Here is a 26,816-nt window from a genome sequence, read left to right on the forward strand (position 1 = left end):
AGCGAATCACATCCGCAGCACGGGCGGGATCACATCCGAGTCAGCGACCAAGGCGCTTGGTATCACACCTTCGCCCGATTGGCCGGGGATAGGCACGGTGCTTCGGGCCGAGGCCGGCTGATCCATGCCGCGCCGCAGATGCCGTGCATCTCCCCTGCCCGACGAAGGGGTCCTTGCTTGCCATGCAGATGCCGATCCTCGCCGACGCGGTCCGCACCGGAGCGCAGCCTGCCACCTTGCTGAACTCCGACAACGGCGCGGGTTCGCACGGCGGAAGCGAGCTGCCGCGGCGCCGCGCCACCGGCCACCGGGCGGGTGACGTGGCGGTGGCGCTGGCGCTGTTGGCGCTGACGGGCCCGTTGCTGCTGCTGACAGCGCTCGCCATCCGGCTGGACAGCCCCGGCCCGGTTCTGGTGGGCTTGCCGCATTTCGGGGAAGGCGGGCAGCTGTTCCACCTCCTGGCCTTCCGGAGCACCAAGGGCGGCGTGCCGGGCCTCTCCGCGCCGAGCCGCATCGGGTTGCTGATCCAGCCGCCCCGGATCGATCAGCTGCCCATCCTGTTCAACCTTCTGCGCGGGGACATGGCCCTGAGCGGTCCTCCGCCTGTGCCATCCGGGTCGGGCTTCTCCGCCCCCGCCGCGCTCAGCCTGCAGAAGCCGGGCCTGTACGGCTGGCTCAACTCCGCCTGAGGCCGTTCAGCCCACAATCCAAACCAGGAACTGCGCCAACAGCCACCAGAGCAGGAAGGAGGCGGCGAAGACCAGCACGGCGCAGACCGGCCAGGGCAGCCGGCTGCGCCGTGCGTCCAGGGGTGCCCTTCCGGGGGCTGTCATGCCGGTCCTTGAGACGTTCTCATCCCGCGCCGCAAGGCTCTCCCTTGCACGAAGCGGCTCCATGCTTCCGGGAGGCCTTCTCCTCCCGCATCATCCTTTGTGAAGCCCGGGCCGATGGCAGGCCGTGGCTCGCAGCCGCCGTTCGGCCTGCGCCGGGCCTCACCGTTCCTCCAGGCGCCTCTGTGCCTTGCGGAGGAGCCAGCCCCATACACCCGGGGCCTTGGCGATCGCATCCTTCAAGGCGCGCAGCTCGGCTTCGGCACGGGATTTGGCGACCGTGGCCTCCACCGCCTGACCGCGGGCGACCTGCCGGTGCTCCTCCAGTTCCGAGAGGCGCCGGCGCAGAAAGTCGTCGGCTCCATTCTGCTCGACCGCGTGCAGCCGGGCGCGCGCCTCCTCCAGCTCCCGGCGCAGCTGGACGATCTCCGCCTTGGGATCCGAACGGTGACGCATGCCCCTCGCGGGCTTCGGAGGACGGCGCCTCATGATCTTCGCTCCTGCAGACGCGGGCCAGCCGGGCGCCCCCTCCACGCGCCAGGCAAAGGCCATGCCCGACCCGGGAAGGGGCGCCTTCCGGTGCCGCCTTCCTTAACTCGCAGCGCCCGGCCCGCAAGTCACGCCCACGCCCTGCCCGCATGGGGTAACCGGGGCCGGAAACCAGCCGCTCAGGCCGGCATGGCAGCGCGCGGGCGACGGCGAAGGCCAAAGAGGCCCAGCAGTCCCATGCCGAACAGCGCGGCCGAGGCGGGCTCGGGCACCGCCACGGCCAGCTGGTCATGGGCGATCCGCTGCAGGGCGATCGCCTGAGCGGTGGTGAAGCCCAGGTCACGGGCGACGTACTCGTTGGCGCCCAGGCTCAGCGGATCGAGACCGGTGACCTGGCCGAAGACCATGAGGCCTTCCAGATAGTAGCCGAAGGGACTGGCATGGTAGTTGTCGGGCGCCCACAGATTCACCAGCCCGGCCGCGATGCCGTCATATGGGTTGGCATCGGCGAAGCCTGTCTCGATCGCGCGGTTCCAGGCGGCGCCAACCGGGATCACCCCGTCGATCAGGGGCGAGTTCGCCTTCGCCGCCTCGTACCCGGCCTGCACGTCCTGCTGCATTGCGCTGATGGGCTGCCCGAACCAGAAGCCCGAAGGAAGGTAGGTCTGGTCCGCGCGGGACCAAGTGGCCATCAGGTTGACGTCCACGTTCGGGTTGCGCGCGGTCAGCTCGTTCGCCAGCAGCGCGGAATACTGGATGAGCTTCGCCGGGTTGCCGGGGTTGGTGGAATCCAGGGTGCTGTAGCTCTGCAGGACCACATGGTCCCAGGGCTGGTTAATCAGGCCCAGGCGGTTGTTGTAATGAAAATCCAGGCCGGTGCCGCCCTGGGTTTCGAGGCTGACGCTGTAGTTGAGGCCGGCCTGCGCGGTGAAGGCCTTGAACAGCGAGGGAACGCCGCCGATGCCGGTGTTGTTCAGGTCGGTCACGGTGTTCGTGCGGTAGTTCTGCACCACCGGCGGGGCGCCGGCCGGTTCGCCGTAGGTGAAGCTGTTGCCGACGAAGAGGATGCTTTCCGCGGAGGCCGGGCCGCAGGGGGCCGCCACAGCGAAGGCAACGGCCGCCACGGCGGTCACCGTTTCGGCGCGCCATCGAAATAACTTCATTGTTTCCTCCGAACACAAATCAAGCCTGATGGTCCATCGGAATACAGCCGCATGAACCGAGCAGACGCAGCGCAAGTTCCATGCCCGATTCCGACCTTTGTCTTTTCATGGCGTTACTTGATCTTCTGCTTGCGTAATATCTCAAGTGTAAAGTTGGTCGACCACCCAACCAGGGATTGTGGCCACCAGCTGGCCGTTCCGGAGGAGCAGGAGACAGCAAGTCCTCAACCGGGTGGGTTCGTTCCAGCCGATGCGCCGTCCCGGTTCCGCCTGCTACTCGGTTGCGGGCTGATGTCAGGCGGTCTTGGTCGAGGCGGGGGCGTGCAGGCTGGCTTACGTCCAACCCTGTTCCGTCGCCCGGGCCCGCCATCTCGGTGCGCCTGGGCCACGGTTCGCACGACGCCCGGGCTGATCGCCGGCAAGGGAGCAACCCGGATGGAACAGCGTTTGGGCAGAGCGAGGAGGCCTCTGGCCGCGCAGGGACCATGACGGATGGCCTGAGCGGCCCCACTCGGCTTCCGGGCCACCATTGCCTGCGTCACCCTCCGGCGGAGCAAGCACTCTGCGGGGCGAAGTGGAGACTTTACGGCATGCCGCCGACCGGAAGGGCTGATTTCCGGCCGGTTAGGCTGCAGGCAGCCACACCGGGACAGCGGTGCCTGATTCCACCCGCTACATCCCGGAAGGGTTCAGGCGGCCTTGATGAATTCAAGGCCGGCACGCGCCCCGCTCGTCCACCGGCAGCGCGCCGAATAGGTGCCGCGATTTCGGATCATGAGGGTGACCTGCGCCGAAATGGGCGCCGGATGGGCGAACTCCACCTGCGCGCCGCCATCGGACAGATCCAGAACCACACAATCGAGGGCTGAACCGCCGGTGGAAACCTGAGCACTCAGATGCACCCTGCGCCGCGGCCAGCGCCGCTTCTCCTCGAAGTCGGTCACCTCTCCCAGCGGCGACTCTTCACCGGCTCGGCTCAGCTTCGATTCCTGCCTTTGGATCTCCGCTTCAAAGATACGGGCCAAGCGGGCGCGCATGGCGATTTCCTTCACGGGGTCCTGCAGCGTTGGCGCCTCCGTGAGCACTTGCTTGAGCTGTCCCCTTAGAAGTCTGAGTACCTCTGCCGGGGCCTCATCAGGTTCATGACGGGAGAGAACGGCCGTCAGCGCGGCGGCAACCGCACTGTTCAGACCATCTTCGTTCGGCGGATCGAGCTCATCAAACATTTGGCGCGCTCCTTTCCAGTGGCCCCAACGGAACGCGAGACCTCCGCGGAGGTTATTGAGAAGAGAATATCCGGTAACGGGCGTGTCTGGGTGTTTTCCTTGGGAAGTGCCAACTTCTCACAATCTCTGGAATTCAGCGGTGCATGTCAGCACAGATGGAGGGCAAAATGGCCGCGGACCCGAAAGAAGGCGACAACCCGCTGGTCGGCAGCGACGAGCGCGACGAAGAGGGCTTTCTGGGCGCCACCCGCGACCTCGCCGCATTCGCCCGCAAACAAGGCTTTTCCAGGGCCGATACGCTCCTGACCGAGCTTCTCGCCATCATTTACGCGAGGAAATCGTAGAACAACCCCGAATCTGGGGTTCTCGGGAAACGAGAGAAGCGCTGGGTGCCGCCGCCCGCATCCGTACGAGCTGACCCGAGGGCGAACCTTCGTCCGACGGGGCGACACCGATGGGCGTGACCTCTTCGTGTTGCAAGAAGGGATGGTGGGCGCAGTAGGGCTCGAACCTACGACCCGCTGATTAAGAGTCAGCTGCTCTACCAACTGAGCTATGCGCCCGCACCACCATTCCGGCCCCTGGGTCAGGTGGCCGGATGTCCCGGAAGAAGATCTTCATCGCCCGGGCGGCGCCTTCTATCCGATCCATGGGACAGGTCAACCCCCGGCGGCAGAATTCTGCCGATCAGAGCGCGGACCGCCTAGCCCGCCGAGGACAGGACATGCCCGAGGCGCTTGATGTCCTCCAGCGCCCGCGCCGTGCCGAGCGCCACGCAGGACAGCGCCTCCTCCGCCACGATCACAGGCAGGCCGGTCGCCTCGCGCAGGACGCCGTCCAGCCCGTGAAGAAGCGCGCCGCCACCGGTCAGCACGATCCCGCGGTCCACGATGTCCCCGGCGAGCTCGGGGGGCGTGTTCTCCAGCGCCTCCCGCACGGCCTCGACGATCCGGAGGACCGGTTCGGCAAGGCTCTCCGAGATCTGGCGGCGGGAAACGAAGACTTCGCGCGGGACACCGCTGGAAAGATCCCGGCCCTTGACCTCGGTGACCGGCCCCTCCTCTCCTTCCTCGGGAGCGGTGGCGGCGCCGACCTCCATCTTGATGCGCTCGGCCGTGCTTTCCCCGATCAGCAGGTTAAACTGCTGGCGGATATGGGCGATGATGGCCTCGTCCATACGGTCGCCGCCCACGCGCAGGCTGCGGGCATAGACGATGCCCCCGAGCGATATGATCGCCACCTCCGTCGTGCCGCCGCCGATATCCACGACCAGGGAGCCCGAGGCCTCGGTCACGGGAAGGCCGGCGCCGATCGCCGCGGCCATCGGTTCCTCGATCAGGAGCACCTTGCGGGCACCCGCCGCCTCCGCACCATCCTTGATGGACCGCCGCTCCACGGCCGTCGCGCCCGAGGGCACGCAGACGATCACCAGCGGCAGCGAAAGGGTCCGGCCCTTGTGCACCTTGCGGATGAAGTGCCGGATCATTTCCTCCGCGGCGCCGAAGTCGGCGATCACGCCATCCCTGAGGGGCCGGATGGCGGAGATGTTCCCGGGCGTGCGGCCGAGCATGATCTTGGCTTCCTCCCCCACGGCCAGGACCTGCTTGCGGCCGCCGATCTCGGCGATGGCCACGACGGACGGCTCGTTGAGCACGATGCCCCGACCCTTGACGTAAACAAGCGTGTTCGCGGTGCCGAGGTCGATCGCCATGTCGGCGGAGAGGAGGCCGAACAGGCGGGAGAACATGGGGGCTTGACCTCTGCTTGGCGAAAAACGGCCGGGTGTTCCTGGCGCTGCGGTGACTAGCGGCTCGGCCACGAGCGCTCAAGCCGGAAACGCCGCAACACCGGGAAGATGACGTTACGGAAACCGTACGCTCGGGAGGACGTTCCTCCTGCAGCGATCAACAAGCCAGGGAACTAGCCCCATGCGGAAGACCAGCCTTGCCCTTCTTGCCCTCGCCGGGCTCAGCCTCGGGGCCTGCGGCTACAGCACGGGCGATCGCGCGGTGTCGGGCGGCCTGCTCGGTGCGGGTGCGGGTGGCCTCGTCGGCTCGCTTTCGGGCAATGCCGGCGCAGGCGCGCTGATCGGCGGCGCCGCCGGTGCTGCGGGCGGCGCCTTGACCACCGGCAACGACGTGAACCTCGGGCGCCCCGCCTGGCGCTGAGCCGGACGGGAAACTCCGGCGTATCGTGAAGGGCGCCCCGAAGGGGGCGCCCTTTTTCGTTGCTGCGCGCTGCAACCGGTTGGGCTTGCAAGGTATCCTGACACAGTCTTCCATTCTCACCAGAGCGCCGGCCGAAGGATGCCGGTGCGCGCAGGGATGGAAAACGAACCAATGGCGATGCTGTTCTGCGAAGCGGGGACCCATGACGTGGTCTGCGGCTGCCGGCCTGCCCCTTTGGCGTCGGGTGGGAGACGGGATCTGCTGCGCGGTGCGGCGGCCATGGGAATGGCGCTGGGAAGCGCTTCGTTGCTGTCCGGACGCGCTCAGGCCCAGGCTTCCCGCCCACGCCGGATCGACGTGCACCATCACCTGACCCCGCCCATCTACAAGGACGCCGCCCTGCGGCGGGTGGAGATGACCCCGGTGGCGCGCGACTGGACACCCGAGAAAACGGTGGCCGACCTGGACGCCGCTGGAATCGACGTCGCACTGCTGTCCGTCAGCACGCCGGGGCTGGGTTTCGCCGAGGGCGAGGAACGGCGGCGGCTGGCGCGGGTCTGCAACGAGTACGCGGCGGAAATGGGCCAGCGCCATCCCGGGCGCTTCGGCTCCTTCGCCGCGCTTCCTTTGCCCGACGTGGACGGCGCCCTGGCGGAAGCCGTCTATGCGCTGGACACGCTGAAGGCGGACGGTGTGCTGCTCTTCACCAGCTACGGCAACATGTATCTGGGCGACGAGAAGCTGCACCCGCTTTACGAGGAGCTGAACCGGCGCAAGGCGGTCGTGGCCACGCACCCGCTCTCCCCGCAGTGCTGCGGCAACCTGGTCCCCGTGATCGCGGACACCGTGGTGGAATTCGGGACGGACACGACGCGCAGCATCGCCAGCCTGATGTTCTCCGGCACGGCCGCGAAGTACCCGGACATCCGCTTCATCTTCTCGCACGCGGGCGGGACCATGCCGTTCCTCATCGAACGGCTGGACTTCCAGGCCCGCCCGCCCGCGCAGTCCGCGAAGCTCGTCGGCGGGGCCGTGCGCCCGGCGCTCGGGCACTTCCTGTATGACACGGCGCAGGCGGCGAACCCCGTGGCGATGGGAGCCCTGCGGCAGCTCGTTTCCGCCGACCGCATCGTGCTGGGCAGCGACTTTCCTTACCGGACCAGCCAGGAGCAGGTGCGCGGGCTGGCCGGCTGCGGGCTGGATGCCGCCACGATGCGGCAGATCGAGTGCGGCAACGCGGAGGCGCTGATTCCCCGGCTGAAGGGGTGAACCGGGCCGGGCCGCCCCTCGCAGGGGCGGCCCGGCCTGCTCAGGCGGCGGGCGCCGCCATTTCGGCCGGGGCGGTGCGCTCGCGCTTGTTCAGCAGCTTGTTGAGCGCGTGCACATAGGCGCGGGCGGAGGCCACGATGGTGTCGGTATCCGCACCCTGCCCGTCCACCAGCTTGCCCTTCTCCTCGAAGCGCACGGTGACGCGCGCCTGGGCATCGGTGCCACCGGTGACGGACTGCACGGCGTAGAGCTTCAGCGCGACCTCATGGGGGAAAACCGTCCGGATGGCGTTGAAGGTGGCGTCCACCGCGCCGTCGCCCACCGCCATGCCCTCGCGCTCCTCGCCGTCCACCTCGACCTTGATGGTCGCCATGGGGCGGGTGTGCAGGCCCGAGGTCACCGTCAGGCCCGTCAGCTTCACGCGGTCGTGCTGGCGCACCACCTCGTCGTCCACCAGGGCGGAGACATCCTCGTCGTAGACGACCTTCTTGCGGTCGGCGAGGTCCTTGAAGCGCCGGAAGGCGTCGTTCAGCGCGTTGTCGCCCAGCTCGTAGCCCAGCGCGCGCAGCTTGTCGCGGAAGGCGGCGCGGCCGGAATGCTTGCCCAGCACCAGGGAGTTGGTGGTCCAGCCCACGCTTTCCGGCGTCATGATCTCGTAGGTGGAGGCATCCTTCAGCACGCCGTCCTGGTGGATGCCGGATTCATGGGCGAAGGCGTTGCGGCCGACGATGGCCTTGTTGGGCTGCACGTCGAAACCGGTGATGGTGGCCAGCAGGCGCGAGGTGCGCAGGATGTTCGGCGTGTTGATGCCGGTGCGCCGCGCGATGGCGTTGCCGCGCGTGCGGAGCGCCATCGCGACCTCCTCGAGAGAGGCATTGCCCGCGCGCTCGCCGATGCCGTTGATGGTGCACTCCACCTGCCGCGCGCCGGCCTGGATGGCGGCCAGCGTGTTGGCGACGGCCAGGCCCAGGTCGTCATGGTTATGGGTGGAGAAGATAACGCCGTCGGCGCCTGGCACCCGCTCGCGCAGCATGGTGAAGATGCGGGTCATGTCCTCGGGCAGCGCATAGCCCACCGTGTCCGGCACGTTGATGGTGGTGGCGCCGGCCTTGATCGCCGCCTCCACGCAGCGGCAAAGGAAATCCGGATCGGTGCGGCTGCCGTCCTCGGCCGACCATTCGACGTCGTCGGTGTGGCTCCGGGCAAGGGCCACGCTGCGGGCCACGGCGGCCAGCACGTCCTCGTTCGACATGCGCAGCTTCACCCGCATGTGCAGCTCGGACGTGGATATGAAGGTGTGGATCCGACCGCGGGCGGCAGGCTTGATGGCTTCGGCCGCGCGCAGGATGTCGCCGTCGGCGGAGCGCGCCAGGCCGCAGATGACCGGCCCGTCCTTGCTGAACCGCGTGGAAATGGAGTGGACGCTGTCGAAGTCGCCGGGGCTGGCAATGGGAAAGCCGGCTTCGAGCACGTCCGCGCCGAGTTCCGCCAGGCTCTCGGCCATGCGGAGCTTCTCCTCCAGGTTCATGGAGAAGCCGGGGGACTGCTCGCCGTCGCGCAGCGTGGTGTCGAAGATGATGACGCGATCGTCGGCGATGGTGCCGAAGCTGGGGTGGTTGCTGGCCATCTGAGCCGTTCCTTGGGTGCCGTGTGGATGGACATACGGGCGCATCGCCCGGGGGACCCCCTGAGCGATGCGGGCCGGTCAGCCGCGCGTCACGCCCAGGGGCGGCGAAGTCGAAGGAGGAGCGGAAGGAGGGCGAAGGCCGGGCGCGCGGCAGCTTCGGCCAGGAGGCCGGTGCGGGTGGGCGCGAAACGGGCGTCGGTCGCCTGCATGGGTCGAAGTTACGTCGCGCCCTGGGTTGAGGCAAGCAGCGAAGTGGCCGAAACGCCCGTGGCAGTCGCGTGCAGCGCGGAAGCGCCGCTTGCATTCTTGTTGCAGTGCAGCACATGAGGAAGCTTCGCTGACGCTCTGGCCGGAGGCATTCCGTGGGCCTGCCGCTCTTCTCCCTCTCGGTGGCCGCCTTTGCCATCGGGATGACCGAATTCATCATCATGGGGCTGCTGCCCGAGTTGGCCGCGGACCTGCGCGTGGGCATTCCGCAGGCGGGCTTCCTGGTCTCCGGCTACGCCCTCGGCGTGGTGCTGGGCGCGCCCATCATGGCGGTCGCGACCGCGCGCGCGCCGCGCCGGCCCGTGCTGATCTCCCTGATGGGCCTGTTCCTTCTGGGCAACGTCGCCTGCGCGCTGGCACCCAGCTATGGCTGGCTGATGGCCGCGCGCGTGCTGACCGCCTTCGCCCATGCCGCCTTCTTCGGCCTGGGCGCCGTGGTGGCCACGCAGGTGGTTCCGCCGGGGCGGCAGGCCCGGGCCATCGCCCTGATGTTCATGGGCCTCACCCTGGCCAATGTGCTGGGCGTTCCGATCGGCACCGCGATCGGGCAGGTGACGGGCTGGCGCTCCGCCTTCTGGGGCGTGGCGGGCATCGGTGGCTTGGCCATGCTCGCGCTGCACCTCTGCCTTCCGCGAAGCCTCGCGCGCGGCACCGGCGGACTCGGGGCGGAGTTCCGGGCCCTGGGGCGGCCGCAGGTGCAGCTTGCCATGCTGATCAGCGTGCTGGCCTCGGCAGCGATGTTCGCCGTGTTCACCTTTATCGCACCGACGCTGCGGACCGTAACCGGCATCACGGGACAGGGAATCTCCGCGGTGCTGCTGGTGATCGGGCTGGGCATGACGATCGGCAACCTGCTGGGAGGGCGGCTCGGCGACTGGCGGCTGATGCCGATGGTCATCACCCTGCTCCTGATCGCTGCGGCGGTGATGGTGGCGATGTCGCGCGTGCTGGGCGTACCCACCCTGGCGGTGGCCGCCATCCTGGCCTGGGCAATCGCGATCTCATCGATCGGCACGCCCATGCAGATGCGGGTGATCCAGATGGCGCCGGGCGCGCCGAACCTGGCCTCCACCGTGAACCAGGGGGCATTCAATCTCGGCAATGCCGGCGGGGCCTGGATCAGCGGGGTGGCGCTGACGCACGGCGCCACCTACCCGATGCTGCCGCTGATCGCGGCGGGGATCGCGGTGCTGGCCGCGAGCCTGGCGGCGCTGTCCCTCGTGATGGAGCGGCGGCAACGGCTCGCCGCCCCCTGCCCCGCCCCGGCGGCGTGAGGCGCACGGCGCCGGGCGGATGGCCCGGCGCCGGTTTCGGCGATCAGTTCTTGGTCTGGTCGACCAGCTGGTTCTTCTTGATCCAGGGCATCATCTCGCGGAGGCGCTCGCCCACCTGCTCGATCGGATGCTCGGCCAGGCGGCGGCGGGTGGCCTTGAACGAGGCCTGGTTCACCTTGTTCTCCAGCATCCAGTCGCGGGCGAACTTTCCGGTCTGGATGTCCGTCAGCACGCGCTTCATCTCGGCCTTGGTCTCGGCCGTCACGATGCGGGGGCCGGTGACGTACTCGCCGTACTCGGCGGTGTTGGAGATGGAGTAGTTCATGTTGGCGATGCCGCCCTCGTAGATGAGGTCGACGATCAGCTTCACCTCGTGCAGGCACTCGAAATAGGCCATCTCCGGGGCGTAGCCGGCCTCGGTCAGCGTCTCGAAGCCGGCCTTGATCAGCTCAACGAGGCCGCCGCAGAGAACCGCCTGCTCGCCGAACAGGTCCGTCTCGCACTCTTCCTTGAAGGTCGTCTCGATGACGCCCGAGCGCCCGCCGCCGATGGCGGAGGCATAGGAGAGCGCGATCTCGAGGGCGTTGCCGGAGGGGTTCTGGTGCACGGCCACGAGGCAGGGCACGCCGCCGCCCTTCTGGTACTCGCCGCGCACGGTATGGCCGGGGCCCTTCGGCGCGATCATGAACACGTCGATGTCCGAACGCGGGTCGAGAAGGTTGAAGTGCACGTTCAGGCCATGCGCGAAGGCAAGCGCGGCGCCCTCCTTCATGTTCGCGTGCAGGTGCTCGCGGTAGAGGTCGCCCTGGCCCTCATCGGGGGTCAGCACCATGACCACGTCGGCCCAGGCCGCAGCCTCGGCGGGGGGGAGGACCTTGAAGCCCGCGGCCTCGGCCTTCTTCGCGGAGGCGCCGGGGCGCAGCCCGATGACGACGTCCTTCACGCCGGAATCGCGCATGTTCATCGCGTGGGCATGGCCCTGGCTGCCGAAGCCGATGACCGCGACCTTGCGGGCCTTGATCAGGTTCACGTCCGCGTCGCGGTCGTAGTAAACGCGCATAGTCTTCCCCTTGTGGTCGGATATCGTCAGGCCGCGAGGCTGCGCGGACCCCGCGCGATGGCGACGGCGCCCGTGCGGGACACCTCCGCCAGCCCCAGCGGCCGCATCAGCGCCACGAAGGCGTCGATCTTGTCGGCCGTGCCGGTCATCTCGAAAGTCGCGCTCTCGTGGCTCGCATCCACCACGCGCGCGCGGAAGGCGTCGCCCAGGCGCAGCGCCTCCATGCGGGCCTCGCCGCGGCCGATCACCTTCACCAGCGCCAGCTCCCGCGTCAGGTGCGGGCCTTCCAGCGAAAGGTCGGCCACCATGTGCACGGGCACCAGCCGGTCGAGCTGCGCCTTGATCTGCTCGATGATCATGTCCGTGCCGGTCGTGACCACGGTGATGCGCGAAAGCCGCCGCTCCGCGTCCACGGGCGCCACGGTCAGGCTCTCGATGTTGTAGCCGCGGCCGGAGAAGAGGCCGATCACGCGCGCGAGCACGCCGGCCTCGTTCTCCACCAGCACGGCGATCGTCGCCGTGCGCTGAGTCGTGTCGGACATGCTCAGACCAGCACCTTGCCTTCGTCGGTGACGCCGGCAACGCCCCCCGCCTGACCCGCGCCGAGGATCATCTCGTTGTGCGCGGCGCCCGAGGGGATCATCGGGAAGACGTTTTCCTTCTGGTCCACGCAGATGTCGGCGATCACCGGGCCGGGATGGGCGATCATCTCGCGGATCACGTCGTCGAGCTGGCTGGCATCGGTGGCGCGCAGCCCGCGGGCGTGGAAGCTCTCGGCCAGCTTCACGAAGTCCGGCAGGGAGGCCGAGTAGCTCTCGGAATAGCGCGATCCGTGCAGCAGTTCCTGCCACTGGCGGACCATGCCCATGTACTCGTTGTTCAGGATGAACACCTTCACGGGCAGGCGGTACTGCGCGAGCGTGCCCATCTCCTGGATGTTCATCAGGATGCTGGCCTCGCCGGCAATGTCGATCACCAGCGCGTCCGGGTAGGCGATCTGCACGCCGGCAGCGGCGGGCAGCCCGTAGCCCATGGTGCCGAGCCCGCCGGAGGTCATCCAGCGGTTCGGCTTCTCGAAGCCGAAATACTGCGCCGCCCACATCTGGTGCTGCCCGACCTCGGTGGAGATGAAGGTGTCCCGCCCCATCTCGCGCGTGATCTCATACAGGCGCTTCACCGCGTGCTGCGGCTTGATGATGGAGCCGGACTGCTCGTAGCGAAGGCAGTCGCGCGCGCGCCATCCGTCGATCTCGCGCCACCAGGCGGAGATCGCCTCGCGGTCCTGCTCGGCGCCGTCCGCCTCCCAGGCCTCGATCAGGGCGCGCAGCACGGCGGCGGCATCGCCCACGATGGGCACGTCCACCTTGACGTTCTTGTTGATGTTGGAGGGATCGATGTCGGCGTGGATCTTCTTCGAGCCCGGCGAGAAGGCGTTCAGCCGCCCCGTCACGCGGTCGTCGAAGCGGGCGCCGATGTTGAACATCACGTCGCAGCCGTGCATCGCGAGGTTCGCCTCGACCGTGCCGTGCATGCCGAGCATGCCGATGAAGCGCGGGTCGCTGGCGGGGAACACGCCGAGGCTCATCAGCGTGTTCGTGCAGGGCATGTTGGCCATGCGCACGAATCTGGCCAGCAATTCGCTCGCCTCGGGCCCGGCGTTGATGACGCCGCCGCCAGCATAGACCACCGGGCGGCGCGCGCCCTTCAGCAGGGCCACGGCCTTGGCGATCTGGGCGCCATCGGGCCGCGTCTGCGGGCGGTAGGAGCGGTGCTCCTCGCGCGGGGCCTCCTCATAAGTGCCCTTGGCCAGCAGGATGTCCTTCGGCAGGTCCACCACCACCGGGCCGGGGCGGCCGGAGCGCGCGACATAGAAGGCGTCGTGCACCGTGCGGGAAAGGTCGCCGATCTTCTTGACGAGGTAGTTGTGCTTCGTGGCCGGGCGGGTGATGCCCGTGGTGTCCGCCTCCTGGAAGGCGTCGTTCCCGATCAGGTGCGTCGGCACCTGCCCGGTCAGGCACACCAGCGGCACGGAATCCATCAGCGCGTCCAGCAGCCCCGTCACGGCGTTGGTGGCGCCGGGGCCAGAGGTGACGAGCACGCAGCCCACCTTGCCGGTGGAGCGCGCATAGCCCTCGGCGGCATGCACCGCCGCCTGCTCGTGCCGCACGAGGATGTGGCGGATGGCGTTCTGTTGGAACAGGGCATCGTAGATCGGAAGCACCGCGCCGCCGGGATAGCCGAAGATGACCTCGACGCCCTGCTCCTTCAGCGCGCGAAGGACGATCTCGGCGCCCGTCAGGGTGCTCTGGTCGGTCTGGGCAGGCAGAGTGGCGGACATGGCGGCTCCTCCGGCGAAGGTCTCGCGGGAGGGGTCATCTACGGGTGTTGTTGCGGCGCGTCAATGCGGCAATTTCAGGAATGATAAGATTTCCCGCATCCAGCTTTCCGAAAGTTGCGCTGTGCCGTCGATTCGCGCATCGATGATATGCGTTCTGCACAAGGCGGCGAGGTCGTGATGGCGGAACCAGGTGGCCTGCCGCTTGGTGTACTGCCCGATGGCCAGGCATGCCCGCCGGCCCGCCTCGGCGAGATCATGGCGCCCCGAAAGCACGGCGGAAAGCTCCGGCACGCCGTGCGCGCGCATGGCAGGCAATGCCGGGTCGAGCCCCTGGGCAAGCAGCGCCTCCACCTCCACCAGCGCGCCGGCGCGCAGCATCCCCTCCCAGCGCGCGGCGATGGCCGCGCGCAGGCTGTCGCGAGGGGGATCGATGCGAATTGCACGAAAGGCGTAGGGCGCCGGGCCGGTGGAGGGGGCCTCCTCCTGCCACTGGGCGATGCCCCGCCCGGTCGCCCGCCAGACCTCCCAGGCGCGGGCCAGGCGCTGCCCATCGCCGGGGCGGAGCCGGGCCGCACTCTGGGGGTCGGCCAACAGAAGCCTGGCGTGCAGAGCCGGCGCGCCCTCCCGTTCCAGCAGGGCACGCGCCTCCTCGCGCAGGGCCGGCGGGATGTCGGGCATGGCGGAAAGGCCGCGCGTCAGGGCGCTGAAGTAAAGCCCCGTGCCGCCGCACAGGATTGGCAGCCGCCCCGCCGCACGGGCCCGCGCCATGGCGCCCAGCGCCGCCTCCCGCCACCAGGCGACCGAGGCCGCCTGCGCCGCGGGATGCACCCCGTAAAGGTCGTGCGGCACCATCCCCTCCTCCTCCACGGATGGGCGGGCGGTCAGGATGCGCAGCTCCCGGTAGACCTGCATCGAGTCGGCGTTGATCACCACTCCGCCCAGCCGCCGTGCCAAGGCGAGCGCCAGGGCAGACTTGCCCGAGGCCGTGGGGCCGGCAACCAGCAGGGCGGGGGGATCCTCGGCGGGCATTTGCTCCAATCCGGCGGCGCGGGCATGAACCGCGCCCATGTCGCACGTCCTCACCCTCGTCGCACCCCCGGGCGCGCTCGCCCCTGCCCTTCCTGCCCGCGCGCGGGACGCCATCGCGGCGCTCGGGGCCGATCCCGGCTCGCCGGACTGGCTGGCCGAGGCCGAGGCCGCCGACCTGCCCTTTGCCAACCTGAACCCCGAGCAGGCCGTCGCCGCCGCACGCGCCGCGCTGGGCGATGCCCCGGTGGACGCCATCGCCCAGCCCGCGGAAGGCCGGCGCAAGGCGCTCCTCATCGCGGACATGGACAGCACCATCGTCACCTCGGAAACCCTGGACGAGCTGGCCGCCTTCGCCGGCCTGAAGGAGCGGGTGGCGGAGATCACCCGCCGGAGCATGAACGGCGAGATCGATTTCGCCACCGCCCTTCGCGAGCGCGTCGCCATGCTGCGCGGCCTGGGGCTGGAGGCGCTGGAGGAAACCTGGCGCGGGACGCAGCTGATGCCCGGCGCGCGCGCGCTGGTGCGGACCATGGCGGCGAACGGCGCCCACTGCGCCCTGGCCTCTGGCGGCTTCACCTTCTTCACCGGCCGGGTCGCAGCGCTCTGCGGCTTTTCGAGCCACCACGCCAACATCCTGCTGGATGACGGAAGCGCCCTGACGGGGCAGGTGGCCGAGCCGGTCTTCGACCGGGACGCCAAGCTCGCCACGCTGATCGCGCTTGCGGCGGAAAAGGGCCTGCCCATGGCCGGGACGCTGGCGGTGGGAGACGGGGCGAACGACCTGGCGATGATCGGCGCGGCCGGGCTGGGCATCGCCTATCGGGCCAAGCCCATCGTCGCAGCGGCCGCGCGCGCGCGGGTGGACCATGCCGACCTGCGCGCGCTTCTCTTTGCCCAGGGCTACCGGGCGGCGGAGATCGCCGCGGACTGAGGCGGAGGTGCCTACAGCGCCCGCAGGGCGGCGCAGACACGCGCGACCTGCGTGTCCGTGATCTCCGGGAAGATGGGCAGGCTCATCACCTCCCCGGCGGCACGCGCGGTTTCGGCGCACCCGGCCGGTCCCATCGCGATGCGACCCTCATAGGCACCCTGCTCGTGCACGGGCACGGGGTAGTGGATGGCGGTGGCGATGCCCTGCACCCGCAGGCGCTCCATCACCGACTCGCGCCCGGGCACCCGCACCACGTACTGGTGAAACACGTGCTCCACATCCGGCGCCCTGTAGGGGGCGGCGAGGGGACCGTCGGCCAGGGCGGCGTCATAGGCATCGGCCACGGCACGGCGGCGGGCGTTCCCGGCGTCCAGCAGAGGCAGGCGCACACGCAGGATGGCGGCCTGCATCTCGTCCAGCCGGCTGTTCACGCCGACCTCGTCCGAGATGTAGCGGCGGTGCCAGCCATATTGCCGGATCGCCGCCATCCGCTTCGCCAGCTCCGCATCCGGCGTCGCGGTCACGCCGGCATCGCCCAGCGCGCCGAGGTTCTTGGTGGGATAGAGGCTGAAGGCGGCGGCGTCACCGATCGTGCCGAGCATGCGGCCGCCCACGCGCCCGCCATGGGCCTGGGCGACGTCCTCCACCACGGCGATGCCGCGCGCGCGGCAGGAGCGGAGGATCGCGTCCATGTCGCAGGCATGGCCGTAGATGTGAACGGGAACCACGGCCCGGATCGGCGGCAGGCCCGGCGGCGGGCTGCGGAGAACCTCCTCCAGCTCGGCCGCGTCCATGCAGAAGGTCCGCGGGTCGATGTCGATCAGCAGCGGGGTCGCGCCCACCATTTCGATGGCGGCGACGGTCGCGACCGCGGTGTGGGACACGGTCGCCACCGCGCAGCCTGGCCCGATGCCCAGGCCGCGCAGAACCAGCGCGATGGCGTCCGTGCCGTTGGCGCAGCCGACCGCAGACATGGCCGGCGCGTCTCCGGCCGAGAGCCAGGCTCCGTATTCCCGCTCGAAGGCCAGGCCCTCCTGCCCAAGGATGAACCAGCCACTCGCCAGCACTTGCGCCACGGCGGCGTCGATCGCCTCCTTTTGCGCGCGGTAGGCGGCGCCCAGGTCGGCCTGCGGAACGGTGATATCCTGTGCGTTCATCGGGGTGGGCCTCAAAGCTCGTCAGTGAGATAGGCGGGAAGGCGGGGGCGGAACCAGTCCAGGGTCCGGCGCAGCCCCTCGGCGAGCCCCACTCCGGGGGCCCAGCCGGTGAGCGTGCGGAAGGCGCGGTCGTCGGCGTGATAGGAGCCGATGTCGATGGCCGCACGCTCGGCCGGAAAGGACTTCAGAACATAGGACCCCTCCCCGGCCGCGGCGACCATCGCATCGCCCAGCGCCTGCAGGCTGATGGGGGCGTCGCCACCCAGGTTGAAGGCCCGTCCGGCCGCGCCGCCCGGGGAGGACAGGGCCTCGGCGGCCGCGATGAAGGCGCGCACCACGTCCTCGGCATAGGAGAAGTCGCGAAGCTGCTCGCCGCCCCAGACCTCGAAGGGCTGCCCCTCCAGAACGCGCCGCACCCAGATGCCCAGAAAGGTCTGCCGCGCATCCACCACGCGCATCCGCGGGCCGTAGCAATTGGTCAGGCGCAGCGCCGTGACGGGCCGGCCGTGAACACGGGTTTCCAGCAGCCAGTACTGCTCGGCGGCGAACTTGGAGACGCCGTTGGCGTCGGGCGGCACGATGGGGTGGGTTTCGGCCACCGGCAGGCTCTGCGGCCGGCCATAGAACTGGCGGGTGGAGGCATGCACCACCCGCGCGCCCGGCGCGGCGGAGCGAAGTGCCGCGATCAGGCGAAGCTGGGCGTGCCCGTTGATCGCGAGATCGGTGAAGGGATCGGCCTGGCTACCGGCATGGCTGGTCTGCCCGGCCATGTTGAACAGCACGTCGACACCTTCGACCAGCGGGTGGAGGTCGGCATCGCGCAGGTCGGCCTCGATCAGGCGGGCGCCGCTGCCCTCGAGGTTGCCCCGGCGCGCGCCGGTGCCGGGCATGAGCGCGTCGAGCGCGACCACCTCCGCGCCCAGGCCCGCCAGGGCGTGGCAAAGCGCCGAGCCCAGGAAGCCCGCCCCGCCCGTGACCAGCACGCGCCTGTTGCGCCAAGCTTCGCTCATTCCCGAACCCTGTCCTCTGCCGAACCTCCGGCCCCATCCAACATGGCCCAGCGCCACGGCGGAAGAGGGACGGAATTGCGGCGGCCGCCGGGCACCCCTCCGCGCCGCTCCCGCCTGCTCACGCGCGTCATTCCCCTCCCGGTCCGGCGTCGTCGCGCCGCGCTTCGTCGGCCGAAAGCCGGCTGCGCGTGATCTCGTAGAAGCCGAAGAGCAGCAGGATCTGCCCTGCCAGCACCTCCACCGCCGCCAGAAGCCGCGCCCCGTCGTCCACCGGCCAGATGTCGCCATAGCCCACGGTTGATATGGTGACGATATTGAAATGGAAGGCGTCGCGGAAGTTCATCCGGATCGGTCCGAAGGGCCCCGAGAAGAGCGCCACATGGGACAGCCCGTCGGCGATGCGGAACAGGCAGGCGAAGACGATGGTGATGAGCGAGAACAGCGCCGCGTAAGCCGCGATCGGCACCACCAGGGCCACCACCCGACCGCTGATCGCGTCCATGAGCTGGGCCATGTCCACCATCAGCCGCACGAGTTCGCGCACCGCCTGCGCCGCCAGCGCGCCGATCAGGCCGGCGCCGGCCACCATCACCAGCCCCTGCAGGCCCGGCGTCATGCGGTTCGCCGGAACGGAAAGGCTGGCCGTGCCGATCAGGGCGAGCAGCAGAAAGAAGCGCCCGATCCGGCGCAGGTGGCGCTCGTCCGGGGTCTCGCCCGCCTCAACCAGGTGGCGCAGCGGGCCCTGGCGCAGCAGCACCGCGAAGAGGAAGCTCGCCATGGGCAGGAGAAAGGCCAGGCCCACCAGAAGATCGGGGGCCTCCGGGAAGGCTGTGCGGGCCACGATGGTGAACAGCGCCGCATAGGTCGCGAAGCCGATGGCGGCGCCCAGGGCGAAGTCCAGGCCGCGCGGGAAGACGCGGAACAGCACCGCGAAGCCGATGCCGGCGGTGGCCAGCACCACCATGGGGAACCAGATCCCGTCGTCCCCCACGCCGCAGGCCACCAGCCCACCCAGCCCCATGGTGGCCAGGAAAGGCCGCAGCCAGGCCTTGTCGCCGGTGAAGATCATCGCGGCAGCGCCCGCGCGGCCCGCCTCATCGGGGCGCGAGGGCGATGCCGGTGATCTCCACCCTCCAGGCCGGGTTCACGAGCGGTGCCTGGATGGTCATCCGCGCCGGCTTGGCGGAGGAATCGAGCCAGGCGTCCCAGGCACGGTTCATGGCCGGAGCGTCCTTGATGTCGGCCAGCACGATCTGCACCTGGACCAGCGCGCGCTTGTCGGTTCCGGCCTCAGCCAGCAGGGCATCCACCTGGCGCAGGATGTCGGCGGTCTGCCCCTCGGCATCAAGCGTGGCGTCGTCGGCCACCTGCCCGGCCAGGAACACGAACCCCCCCGCCACGGTCGCGCCGCTCAGGCGCTCTTCCTCCGCCAGCCTTCTGATGCCCGTCATGTCCGGCCCCTTCGGTTCGCCCTTGTTGTGCCGGTCAGGCAGCCATGCGGGCAAGTGCGGCGGGCAACATCCTGCACGCGGCAGTCTCCTGCCGGCCGCTACCCCGTCGCCGCGTCCTCCAGCGCGCCGGGCACCCGCGGCGCCGTTCTTCCGGCGCTGCGCGTCCCGGCCGGTGCGGGGCGGGTGGAGGGTGCGCCCAAGGCGCGGGCAACGCCCGGGCCACCGGCGGAGGATCGCCCGCCGGTCAACTGAGCGGGCCTTCCCCCTCACCGCCGGCCGGGCGGAAGCCGACCCTCATTCCGCTCGCGGGCGCGCGGTCGATCTGCGGGTGGAGGCGGTGCCGCTCCCCGATGCGCGCGGCGGCGGCGGCGATGTCGTCCTTCTCGCCCTCGGTGCAGGTGATCGTCACCGTGCCCCGCGTCCGGGCCGCCTGTTCCAGCCGGTCATCCCATTTCGAGGTCATCGCCGCATCCTTCGCACCACCCGCTCAACGCAAACGCCGGGGAAAACGCGGCAGGGCGGAGATGGTGGCAGAATGCCCGTCTTCCCCGGCGGGCAGCGGGCCGCAGATGAGCCCGCCGGGAACTAGCCTGCCAAGTGGCGGCGCCGCACCACCCGCGCCAGCACCCCGTCCACCGGCCCCGCCAGCACGGAAACCGCCCAGGCCAGCCCGGCCGAGAGCACCACGGCTGGCCCGGTCGGCACGTCCAGGTGGAAGGAAAGGAGGAGCCCCGCCAGCGAGGCGAGCGCCGCGATCCCCACGGAGGCATAGACCATGCCCCCCACGCCCCGCGCCCAGTGCCGCGCGGCGACCGCCGGAAGCATCATCAGCCCCACCGCCATGAGCGTCCCCAGCGCCTGAAAGGCCGAGAGCACGTTCAGCACAACCAGCGCCATGAACAGCATGTGCCAGAGGCCGCCGCGCGCCCCCTCGGCACGCGCGAAGGAGGGGTCGAAGCATTCCAGCACCAGGGGCCGCCAGGCCAGGGCGAGGGCGAGGAGCGTGATGGTGGCAACCCCGGCCATCATGAGCAGCGAAGGGTCGTCCACGCCCAGCACGCTGCCGAACAGCAGGTTGGTCAACTCCACCGACCCGGCTGTCGCCGAGATCATCACCACGCCCAGCGCCAGGGCCACGAGGTACAGCGCCGCGAGCGTCGAGTCCTCCCGCCCGCCCGTGGCGCGTGAGAGCGCCCCGGCGCCCAGCGTGACCAAGAGCCCCGCGACGAGCCCGCCGAGCGACATGGCGGTGACCGAGAGCCCGGCCACGAGGAAGCCGGCCGCAACCCCCGGCAGGATGCCGTGCGCCAGCACGTCCGCCGTCAGGCTCATGCGCCGGAGCACCAGGAAAACCCCGAGCGGCGGCGCCGCGACCGACAACGCCAGGCAGCCGACGAGGGCGCGCCGGAGAAAGCCGAACTCGGCGAATGGCGCGATCAGGAGGTCGTGGAGCAAGGGATCAGGCGGCGATGCCGCATGGCCCGGCGGCGGCGTCCCAGCTTTCGGCCATCATCCGGGCGCGCAGGCGGTTGGAGGCGGCCAGCGCTCCCTCCGTGCCGCCCCAGGCGATTGGGTCGCGGGCGAGCAGCAGGGTTTCCGGGAATTCCCGCCGCACGAGGTCGAGGTCGTGCAGCACGGCCACAACCGTGCGCCCTTGCCCATGCCAGCCGCGCACCAGGCTCAGAAGGTCGGCCGCGGTGCGCGCGTCCACGGCGTTGAAGGGCTCGTCCAGCAGGATCACCGGCGCGTCCTGCACCAGAAGGCGCGCGAACAGCAGGCGCTGGAACTGCCCGGCCGAAAGGCTGCCCACCGGGCGGCGGGAAAAGCCGGACAGGCCCACGGCCTCCAGCGCCGCCTCGGCCACGGCCCGCGCCGCGGCGCCAATGCCGCGGAACGCCCCGCTCCGCGACCAGTGGCCCAGCATGGCCACGTCCAGGCAGGCGATGGGAAAGGAGCGGTCCAGCGCGGACATCTGCGGCAGCAGGGCAATGCGCTCCGCCGGGCACTCGATGCGGCCCTCGTCCAGCGGGTGCAGCCCGGCGATCGCGCGCAGAAGGGTGGTCTTGCCCGCGCCGTTTGGCCCGACGATGGCCGTCAGGCTGCCCGGGGCGAACTCGCCCGAGAGGTGGTGCACCGCCGGGCGGCGCTCATGCGAGAGCGTCACGTCGCTGAGGCGTATCCCGCCGCTCATGCCGAAAGCGCCCAGAGCACGGCGACCCAGAGGCCGGCGCAGACCAGCACGCCCCATCCCAGCCGCGGCTGGGCGCCGGCGGAAAGCGAGAGCGGGTCCTGGAGGCGGAAGCGTGGGGTCGGGATCATGGTGTTACGACATAACATACGCCCCCCGGCTTCCCCGTTCAACCGCGGAGGGCCATGCCCTTCGGCCCGGCTTCCGTGCAGCCAGGGCCTGGAGAAGCGATGCGCGGATCGCCACTCTTGGCCGGGATGGACATGACGCCCCCCGAAGCCCCCACCCTCGAACCGGCCCGCACGGCTTTCCCGGGCGGTGGTGGCGATGCGGCCCTCCGGGTCCGGCTGAACCGCCAGCGCCGCATCGCGAACGGCCTGCTGGCGGGCATGGCGGGGGTGACGCTCGGCTCCTACGCGCTGCCACCGGGCTACGCGACCGACCTGCTCCAGGCCTCCGCCAAGGCGGGGCTGGTGGGGGGGCTGGCCGACTGGTTCGCCGTGACCGCCCTGTTCCGCCACCCGCTGGGCCTGCCCATCCCGCACACGGCCATCATCCCCCAGCAGAAGGCCCGCCTCGGCCAGGGGCTGGGGCGCTTCGTGGCCAACCACGTGCTGACGGAGGCCGAGGTGCGGCGCGTGGCCGGACGGATCGACGCCCCCGCCCTGCTGCGCCGCTTCCTGTCCGACCCCGAAACCGTGCGGCCGATGGCGGAGGGCATCGCCGCCGCCCTGCCCCGCATCCTCCGCTCGCTGGAGGATGGGCGCGCGCGCCGGCTCCTGCTGCGGCTGCTGCCGCGCATGGTCTCGGGCCCCGCGGCCTCGCGGATGGCGGCCCGTGCGCTCCGGCTGCTGGTGCAGGGCGGGCGCCACCACGAGGTCTTCGACCTTGCCCTCTCGCAGCTCCGCGTCCTGATGACGGCCAAGGAAGAGAGCCTGAAGGTGGCCATCGCCCAGCGGGTGCGGGCGGAGGGCGGGGCGCTGGTCGGCTGGATGGCGGGTGCGGCCGTCGCCCGGCGCGTGCTTTCCGCGCTGAACGCCGAGCTGGACAAGATGGGTCCGGACGACAGCGACCTGCGCGCCGCCTTCGAGGCATGGGTGCAGGCGGAGATCGACCGGCTGGAGAACGATCCGGCGCGTGCGCAGGCCATCGCGGGCGCGCTGCGCGGCGCACTTTCCCACCCCGCCGTCGCCGCCTGGCTGCTGGATGCCTGGGAGCGGCTCCGCGCCGCGCTGGAGGCCGACGCGACGCGCCCCTCGGGCCGCACGGTGTCCCTGATCGCGGGCCTGCTGGGCAATCTGGGCGACCTGCTGGAACAGGACGGTGCCGCGCGGGCGCGGCTGGACAGCGGCATCCAGTCGGCTCTCCTCGCGGTTCTGCCGGCGGCACAAGGCCGCATCGCCGGCTTCATCGCCGAGGTCGTCGCGGGCTGGGACACGGCCACCGTGGTGGACAAGATCGAGCTGCGCGTGGGGCGCGACCTGCAATACGTGCGGATCAACGGCACCGTCGTGGGAGCGCTGGCGGGCGGGGCGCTCTTCGCGATCCTGCACGCGGTGTTCGGGCGGGTCGCCTTCTAGGCCGCGCCGCCGGCCTTGCGGTCCCGCACCCAGGCGATGTGACGACGCAGGTCATAGATCCGGTCGGCGTAGCTGTCGGGCAGCTTCAGGCCCGCCGCTTCCTTGTCCAACGCCTCCAGCCGGGCGACGACCTGCATGGACATGCCCTTCGCGCTCTCCTCTTCCACCTTCCGGACCCGGCTGTAGATGTTCCAGAGCTGCCGCTCGATCTGCCAGGTGTAGATGGGCGGCGCGATGCGGGCGAGCGGCAGCAGCAGCGTCACCAGCGGGATCAGCAGCACCCAGAGCCGCTCCACCGTGATGGCCAGCCAGAAGGGCAGGTAGGTCTGGAGAAAGGAGACACCCTTCTCGTAGAAGCGCGCCGCGTCGGCCTGCAGCGGCAGCTCGGGGTTGAGGCCGGAGGGAAAATGCCCGGCGGCGGAGAACAGGGTGCGGCCCTGGTGCGCGTCGCGCAGGATCCGCATCATCAGCGCCGCCACCTGCGGGTTGAGGTCCGCGCGTGCAAGGAGCGAGGCCGCCGGCGCCATCAGCGTCACGTCCCCGGCCGGCAATCCCTCGGGCAGGCTCAGCGCCGCGTTGGGAAGCCTGACGGCGTTGAGGAAGGGCAGGTTGGCCTCGTAGGCCTGTGCCCGGCTGGCGAAGTTCAGCAGGGTTATGCCGGGGCTGCGCATCAGGCGGTTGATGCCCGGGCTGGGCTCGGCCGCGACCAGAATGGCGGCCTGCACCGCGCCCGTCGCCAGGGCTTCGGCCGCCTCGCTCCCGGCCAGGGGCACGGGGTCGATCGCTCCGGCCGGCAGGCCGTTGGCCGCCAGCATCGCCAGCGCGAGCACGCGCGTGCCGCTGCCCTCCGGCCCGACCGCGACGCGCCGCCCGCGCAGCGCCTGCACGGGGTTGCCGCCCTGCTCGCCCGCCCGGATGAAGAACCAGGCCGGTTCGAAGAACACCTGGCCGAGGCTGACCAGTCCCGCGCTGCCCGAGGTGGAAGGGACGCCGCCCTGCACCAGGGCGAGGTCCACGCGCCCCTCCCGCAGCAGGCGGATGTAATCCACCGAACCCTGCGCCGCCACGCGCTCCACCTTGAAGCGCTCGGCCTCCAGCCCCGCCGCGTACCGGTCGACGGCGCGGTTATAAGCGCTGGCGGGCTCGGCCGTGACGGCGAAGCGCACGGTGTCCGGCGGCGCCGGGGAAACAAAGCGCCAGGCCAATAGCAAGCCCAGGACGGTCGCGAGCGCGACGAGGCCCCATGAGCGGAACAAGGCACCGATCCATCGCCACATGGCGGCGCAACGGCGGGCCGCCCGCGGGGTTGCCGGGCCACTGCAAGGGGAAACCTCCCGCTGCCCGGCGACGTTGCGTTGCCGATCCACCATCGACGGGCCCTCACCGGGACCGCGGGATCGCAGAACAGGAGACTTCCATGTCCCGCAAGCTCGCGGCCGCTGCGGCCGCCTTCGCCTTCACCGCCCTTGTCGCCGTCGCGCCGGGCGCTCACGCCCAGGCCCAGAGCGACATGGTCGCGCCAGGCGCCATGCCCGGCAGCTCCATGCCCGGCACCATGCCGCAGGGCCGCGCCATGGCTCCCGCCTCGCGCGGCACGATGCCGCAGGGCAGCATGTCCTCCGGCGCGATGCCCGAGGCGGCTCCGATGCACCGCGGCATGCACCACAGCCGCGCGATGCGCGAGGAGCGGCGCGAGCGCCGCGCCATGCGCCGCGAGATGCGTGCCGACCGCCGCGCCGCGAACAACCCGGACGCGGCCTACATGGGCGGCGGCGGCGTGTTCGAGCGGGCGCCGGACGGTTCGCTGCGCCCCGTCATGTGATTGCTGGTGCACGGGGCGGCCGCGACGCCGCCCCGGCATGAACATGACGCCGCCGGGTCATCCCGGCGGCGTTTTCGCGTGCATGGCCTCAGCGGCTCAGCAGCACGTCCGGGAGCCAGGTCACCGTGCGCGGCCACACCGTGATAACAGCGACGGTCACGACCAGCATGAGGAAGAAGGGCAGAGAGGCCCGTGCCACCGCCGTCTGCTCGCGCCCGGTCATGGTCTGCATCACGAACAGGTTGAATCCGACCGGCGGCGTGATCTCCGCGATCTCCACCAGCAGCACGATGAAGATGCCGAACCAGACGAGGTCGAAGCCCGCCTGCTGGATCATGGGAACCACGATGGACGTGGTCAGCACGATCATGGAGGTGCCGTCCAGCGCGGTTCCGAGCAGCACGTAGACCACCGTCAGCATCGCGATGATGCCGTAGGGGCCGAGCCCCATCGAGGCCACCGCCGCGGCCAGGGCGGCGGGAATGCCCGTCAGCGCCATGGCCTTGGTCAGGTATGCGGCGCCCGCCAGGATGAACATGATCATGCAGGAGAGCCGCGTGGCGCCCGTCAGGCTGTCTCGAAAGCTTTCCCAGGTGAGGCAGCGCGTGACCGCTGCCAGCAGAAGGCTGCCGAGCACCCCGAAGGCCGCGGCTTCCGTCGCGGTCGCCCAGCCCACGAACATGGTGCCGATCACGCCGACGATGAGGATGCCGCAGGGGATGAGCTGGGCCGACTGCCGCATCTTCTCCCGGAAGGACATGCGAGGTTCCACGGGCGGCTGCTTCTTCGGGTTCAGCAACGCCCAGATGGCGATGTAGAGGCTGAACAGCACCATCACGATCAGCCCGGGGATGCAGCCGGCGATGAAGACCCGGACGATCGAGACCTCCGCCGCCACGGCATAGACCACCATGATGATGGAGGGCGGGATCATGATGCCGAGCGTGCCGGAGGTCGCGAGGCTGCCGATCGCGATGTCCTCGTCGTAGCCGCGGCGCTTGAGTTCGGGCAGGGCGATCTTGGACACCGTGGCGCAGGTGGCGGCGGAGGAGCCGGACACCGAGCCGAAGATGCCGCAGGCCAGGATGTTGACGTGGAGCAGCCGCCCGGGAATGCGCCGCACCCAGGGAGCGAGGCCGTTGAACAGCTCCTCCGACAGCTTGGTGCGGAACAGGATCTCGCCCATCCAGACAAACATCGGCAGCGCCGCCAGGGTCCAGGAGCCGGTCGCCTCCCAGAATGCGCTGGCGAGATAGGTGCCGGGCTGGGGATGCACGAAGGAGACGGCGACGAAGCCGACAAAGGCAAGGCTCATCCCGATCCAGAGCCCGCCGGCCAGCAGCAGGCCGAGCAGAAGGAGCAGCAGGCCCGAGAGTTCGAGCAGGTCCATCGACTACACCTCGGCCGAGAAGTCGCCGCGCGCGGCACGCTCTTCCGCCGCGATCACGTAGTTCGGGCGGCCGCCGCGGATCACCGTCGCCAGCTCGTCCAGCACGGCGACCAGCAGCACGCCGGCGCCGAGCGGCATGGCGAGCTTCGGGATCCAGAGCGGGATCGCGAGGGCACCCTGCGCCATGTCCTCGATCTCGATCGAGAACAGCACGTCGTCCGCCGTCCACCACACCGCGTAGGCGCAGCCGATGGCGGCCAGCGTCAGCGCCACCATCTCCATCACCCGCCGCGGCCCGGGCGGGAGCTTCTCCAGCAACAGCCCGACGCGGATCAGCTCGCCCCGCTTGAAGGTGAGGGCGAGGGCGAAGAAGGTGGTCGCCACGCAGAGATAGGCGCTGATGTCATCCGCGCCGGGAAATTGCAGGTTCAGCGCGCGCATCGCCACCTGGGCCATCATGACCAGGAAGATACCGAGAAGGGAGAGCGCGGCCATTGCCGCGCCCGCCGCGTACAGGGCGTCCAGCCCCCGCCGGATCACCGCCGCG

General features: G+C 70.3%; 29 protein-coding genes and 1 tRNA gene. 8 read left to right on the forward strand and 22 right to left on the reverse strand.

Translation table 11 applies throughout. From position 1 onward, the window contains the following. Positions 1–182: 182 nt before the first annotated feature. Positions 183–689: a sugar transferase gene (locus tag ACFFIC_RS01610; protein ID WP_377048279.1), complete on the forward strand. Its 507-nt coding sequence runs from the start codon at positions 183–185 to the stop codon at positions 687–689. 6 nt (positions 690–695) lie between these two features. Here ACFFIC_RS01610 and ACFFIC_RS01615 read toward each other — a convergent pair whose 3' ends face one another. The 4 genes from ACFFIC_RS01615 to ACFFIC_RS01630 all read right to left on the reverse strand — a co-directional run bounded on the left by ACFFIC_RS01615 (position 696) and on the right by ACFFIC_RS01630 (position 3,708). Next, on the reverse strand, positions 696–833 hold the full coding sequence (locus ACFFIC_RS01615; protein ID WP_377048280.1) for a hypothetical protein: 138 nt from the start codon (positions 831–833) through the stop codon (positions 696–698). Between the two features lie 159 nt (positions 834–992). Continuing rightward, on the reverse strand, positions 993–1,319 hold the full coding sequence (locus tag ACFFIC_RS01620) for a hypothetical protein (protein ID WP_377048281.1): 327 nt from the start codon (positions 1,317–1,319) through the stop codon (positions 993–995). A 179-nt stretch (positions 1,320–1,498) separates the two neighbouring features. Then, positions 1,499–2,482 (reverse strand): PEP-CTERM sorting domain-containing protein, encoded by a 984-nt coding sequence (locus ACFFIC_RS01625; RefSeq protein ID WP_377048282.1) that lies wholly within the window; start codon positions 2,480–2,482, stop codon positions 1,499–1,501. A 689-nt stretch (positions 2,483–3,171) separates the two neighbouring features. After that, complete coding sequence (locus ACFFIC_RS01630; protein WP_377048283.1) at positions 3,172–3,708, reverse strand: PilZ domain-containing protein; 537 nt, start codon at positions 3,706–3,708, stop codon at positions 3,172–3,174. Positions 3,709–3,851: 143 nt separating this feature from the next. Here ACFFIC_RS01630 and ACFFIC_RS01635 point away from each other — a divergent pair, with 143 nt between their 5' ends. Further along, positions 3,852–4,052, forward strand: a complete 201-nt coding sequence (locus tag ACFFIC_RS01635; RefSeq protein ID WP_377048284.1) for a hypothetical protein — start codon at positions 3,852–3,854, stop codon at positions 4,050–4,052. 143 nt (positions 4,053–4,195) lie between these two features. Here ACFFIC_RS01635 and ACFFIC_RS01640 read toward each other — a convergent pair. Both ACFFIC_RS01640 and ACFFIC_RS01645 read right to left on the reverse strand, forming a co-directional pair. Next, positions 4,196–4,271: transfer RNA gene (locus ACFFIC_RS01640), tRNA-Lys, on the reverse strand. A 140-nt stretch (positions 4,272–4,411) separates the two neighbouring features. Further along, a complete protein-coding gene (locus ACFFIC_RS01645; RefSeq protein WP_377048285.1) occupies positions 4,412–5,455 on the reverse strand; it encodes a rod shape-determining protein in 1,044 nt (347 codons plus the stop codon). Positions 5,456–5,636: 181 nt separating this feature from the next. Here ACFFIC_RS01645 and ACFFIC_RS01650 point away from each other — a divergent pair, with 181 nt between their 5' ends. Together ACFFIC_RS01650 and ACFFIC_RS01655 are read left to right on the forward strand one after the other, a co-directional pair. Further along, entirely contained in the window at positions 5,637–5,876 is a 240-nt protein-coding gene (locus ACFFIC_RS01650; protein ID WP_377048286.1) for a hypothetical protein, read from the forward strand. 306 nt (positions 5,877–6,182) lie between these two features. Beyond that, positions 6,183–7,145, forward strand: a complete 963-nt coding sequence (locus ACFFIC_RS01655) for an amidohydrolase family protein (RefSeq protein ID WP_377048287.1) — start codon at positions 6,183–6,185, stop codon at positions 7,143–7,145. A 40-nt stretch (positions 7,146–7,185) separates the two neighbouring features. Here the strand turns inward: ACFFIC_RS01655 and ACFFIC_RS01660 are convergent, their stop codons facing one another. Next, positions 7,186–8,772, reverse strand: coding sequence for a 2-isopropylmalate synthase (locus ACFFIC_RS01660; protein ID WP_377048289.1), 1,587 nt, complete (start codon positions 8,770–8,772; stop codon positions 7,186–7,188). A 362-nt stretch (positions 8,773–9,134) separates the two neighbouring features. Between ACFFIC_RS01660 and ACFFIC_RS01665 the strand changes: the two genes are divergently transcribed. Further along, positions 9,135–10,313 (forward strand): MFS transporter, encoded by a 1,179-nt coding sequence (locus ACFFIC_RS01665; protein ID WP_377048290.1) that lies wholly within the window; start codon positions 9,135–9,137, stop codon positions 10,311–10,313. A 43-nt stretch (positions 10,314–10,356) separates the two neighbouring features. Here ACFFIC_RS01665 and ilvC read toward each other — a convergent pair whose 3' ends face one another. From ilvC to miaA, 4 genes are read right to left on the reverse strand one after another with little or no spacing between them, the layout of a single operon-like run. Further along, positions 10,357–11,373: a ketol-acid reductoisomerase gene (ilvC, locus tag ACFFIC_RS01670; protein ID WP_377048291.1), complete on the reverse strand. Its 1,017-nt coding sequence runs from the start codon at positions 11,371–11,373 to the stop codon at positions 10,357–10,359. Between the two features lie 26 nt (positions 11,374–11,399). Then, complete coding sequence (ilvN, locus tag ACFFIC_RS01675; protein ID WP_377048292.1) at positions 11,400–11,915, reverse strand: acetolactate synthase small subunit; 516 nt, start codon at positions 11,913–11,915, stop codon at positions 11,400–11,402. Between the two features lie 2 nt (positions 11,916–11,917). Next, a complete protein-coding gene (locus ACFFIC_RS01680) occupies positions 11,918–13,711 on the reverse strand; it encodes an acetolactate synthase 3 large subunit (protein ID WP_377048293.1) in 1,794 nt (597 codons plus the stop codon). 60 nt (positions 13,712–13,771) lie between these two features. Further along, positions 13,772–14,779, reverse strand: coding sequence for a tRNA (adenosine(37)-N6)-dimethylallyltransferase MiaA (gene miaA, locus ACFFIC_RS01685; protein WP_377048294.1), 1,008 nt, complete (start codon positions 14,777–14,779; stop codon positions 13,772–13,774). On the opposite strand from miaA, the gene serB reads away from it, so the two are divergent. Then, positions 14,778–15,671, forward strand: coding sequence for a phosphoserine phosphatase SerB (serB, locus tag ACFFIC_RS01690; protein WP_377048295.1), 894 nt, complete (start codon positions 14,778–14,780; stop codon positions 15,669–15,671). The genes miaA and serB overlap by 2 nt on opposite strands. Before the next feature lie 11 nt (positions 15,672–15,682). Here the strand turns inward: serB and ACFFIC_RS01695 are convergent, their stop codons facing one another. The 8 genes from ACFFIC_RS01695 to ACFFIC_RS01730 form a co-directional block, all read right to left on the reverse strand. Beyond that, a complete protein-coding gene (locus tag ACFFIC_RS01695; protein ID WP_377048296.1) occupies positions 15,683–16,828 on the reverse strand; it encodes a DegT/DnrJ/EryC1/StrS family aminotransferase in 1,146 nt (381 codons plus the stop codon). Between the two features lie 11 nt (positions 16,829–16,839). Next, entirely contained in the window at positions 16,840–17,838 is a 999-nt protein-coding gene (locus tag ACFFIC_RS01700; RefSeq protein WP_377048297.1) for an NAD-dependent epimerase/dehydratase family protein, read from the reverse strand. Positions 17,839–17,965: 127 nt separating this feature from the next. After that, positions 17,966–18,907, reverse strand: a complete 942-nt coding sequence (locus ACFFIC_RS01705) for an ion channel (RefSeq protein WP_377048298.1) — start codon at positions 18,905–18,907, stop codon at positions 17,966–17,968. Positions 18,908–18,932: 25 nt separating this feature from the next. Then, complete coding sequence (locus ACFFIC_RS01710; RefSeq protein ID WP_377048299.1) at positions 18,933–19,289, reverse strand: RidA family protein; 357 nt, start codon at positions 19,287–19,289, stop codon at positions 18,933–18,935. Positions 19,290–19,533: 244 nt separating this feature from the next. Continuing rightward, positions 19,534–19,752 (reverse strand): hypothetical protein, encoded by a 219-nt coding sequence (locus ACFFIC_RS01715; protein ID WP_377048300.1) that lies wholly within the window; start codon positions 19,750–19,752, stop codon positions 19,534–19,536. Between the two features lie 122 nt (positions 19,753–19,874). After that, positions 19,875–20,744, reverse strand: coding sequence for a metal ABC transporter permease (locus tag ACFFIC_RS01720; protein ID WP_377048301.1), 870 nt, complete (start codon positions 20,742–20,744; stop codon positions 19,875–19,877). 4 nt (positions 20,745–20,748) lie between these two features. Further along, entirely contained in the window at positions 20,749–21,480 is a 732-nt protein-coding gene (locus tag ACFFIC_RS01725; RefSeq protein WP_377048302.1) for a metal ABC transporter ATP-binding protein, read from the reverse strand. Further along, the gene (locus tag ACFFIC_RS01730; protein WP_377048303.1) at positions 21,477–21,608 is read right to left on the reverse strand and encodes a hypothetical protein; all 132 of its coding nucleotides are present in this window, start codon (positions 21,606–21,608) and stop codon (positions 21,477–21,479) included. Before ACFFIC_RS01730 ends, ACFFIC_RS01725 begins: the two co-directional genes overlap by 4 nt. A 132-nt stretch (positions 21,609–21,740) precedes the next feature. Between ACFFIC_RS01730 and ACFFIC_RS01735 the strand changes: the two genes are divergently transcribed. After that, positions 21,741–23,057, forward strand: coding sequence for a DUF445 domain-containing protein (locus ACFFIC_RS01735; RefSeq protein WP_377048304.1), 1,317 nt, complete (start codon positions 21,741–21,743; stop codon positions 23,055–23,057). On the opposite strand, the gene ACFFIC_RS01740 is transcribed toward ACFFIC_RS01735, so the two are convergent. Next, on the reverse strand, positions 23,054–24,313 hold the full coding sequence (locus ACFFIC_RS01740; protein WP_377048305.1) for a TAXI family TRAP transporter solute-binding subunit: 1,260 nt from the start codon (positions 24,311–24,313) through the stop codon (positions 23,054–23,056). The genes ACFFIC_RS01735 and ACFFIC_RS01740 overlap by 4 nt on opposite strands. Positions 24,314–24,474: 161 nt before the next feature. Here ACFFIC_RS01740 and ACFFIC_RS01745 point away from each other — a divergent pair, with 161 nt between their 5' ends. Then, positions 24,475–24,879: a hypothetical protein gene (locus tag ACFFIC_RS01745; protein ID WP_377048306.1), complete on the forward strand. Its 405-nt coding sequence runs from the start codon at positions 24,475–24,477 to the stop codon at positions 24,877–24,879. An 88-nt stretch (positions 24,880–24,967) separates the two neighbouring features. On the opposite strand, the gene ACFFIC_RS01750 is transcribed toward ACFFIC_RS01745, so the two are convergent. Next, positions 24,968–26,269, reverse strand: a complete 1,302-nt coding sequence (locus tag ACFFIC_RS01750; RefSeq protein WP_377048307.1) for a TRAP transporter large permease — start codon at positions 26,267–26,269, stop codon at positions 24,968–24,970. Positions 26,270–26,272: 3 nt separating this feature from the next. Continuing rightward, a complete protein-coding gene (locus tag ACFFIC_RS01755; protein WP_377048308.1) occupies positions 26,273–26,809 on the reverse strand; it encodes a TRAP transporter small permease in 537 nt (178 codons plus the stop codon). Positions 26,810–26,816: the final 7 nt, after the last annotated feature.

Origin of the sequence: Muricoccus vinaceus (genome assembly GCF_042433125.1) — a bacterium.
GTDB classification, from domain to species: domain Bacteria; phylum Pseudomonadota; class Alphaproteobacteria; order Acetobacterales; family Acetobacteraceae; genus Roseomonas; species Roseomonas vinacea.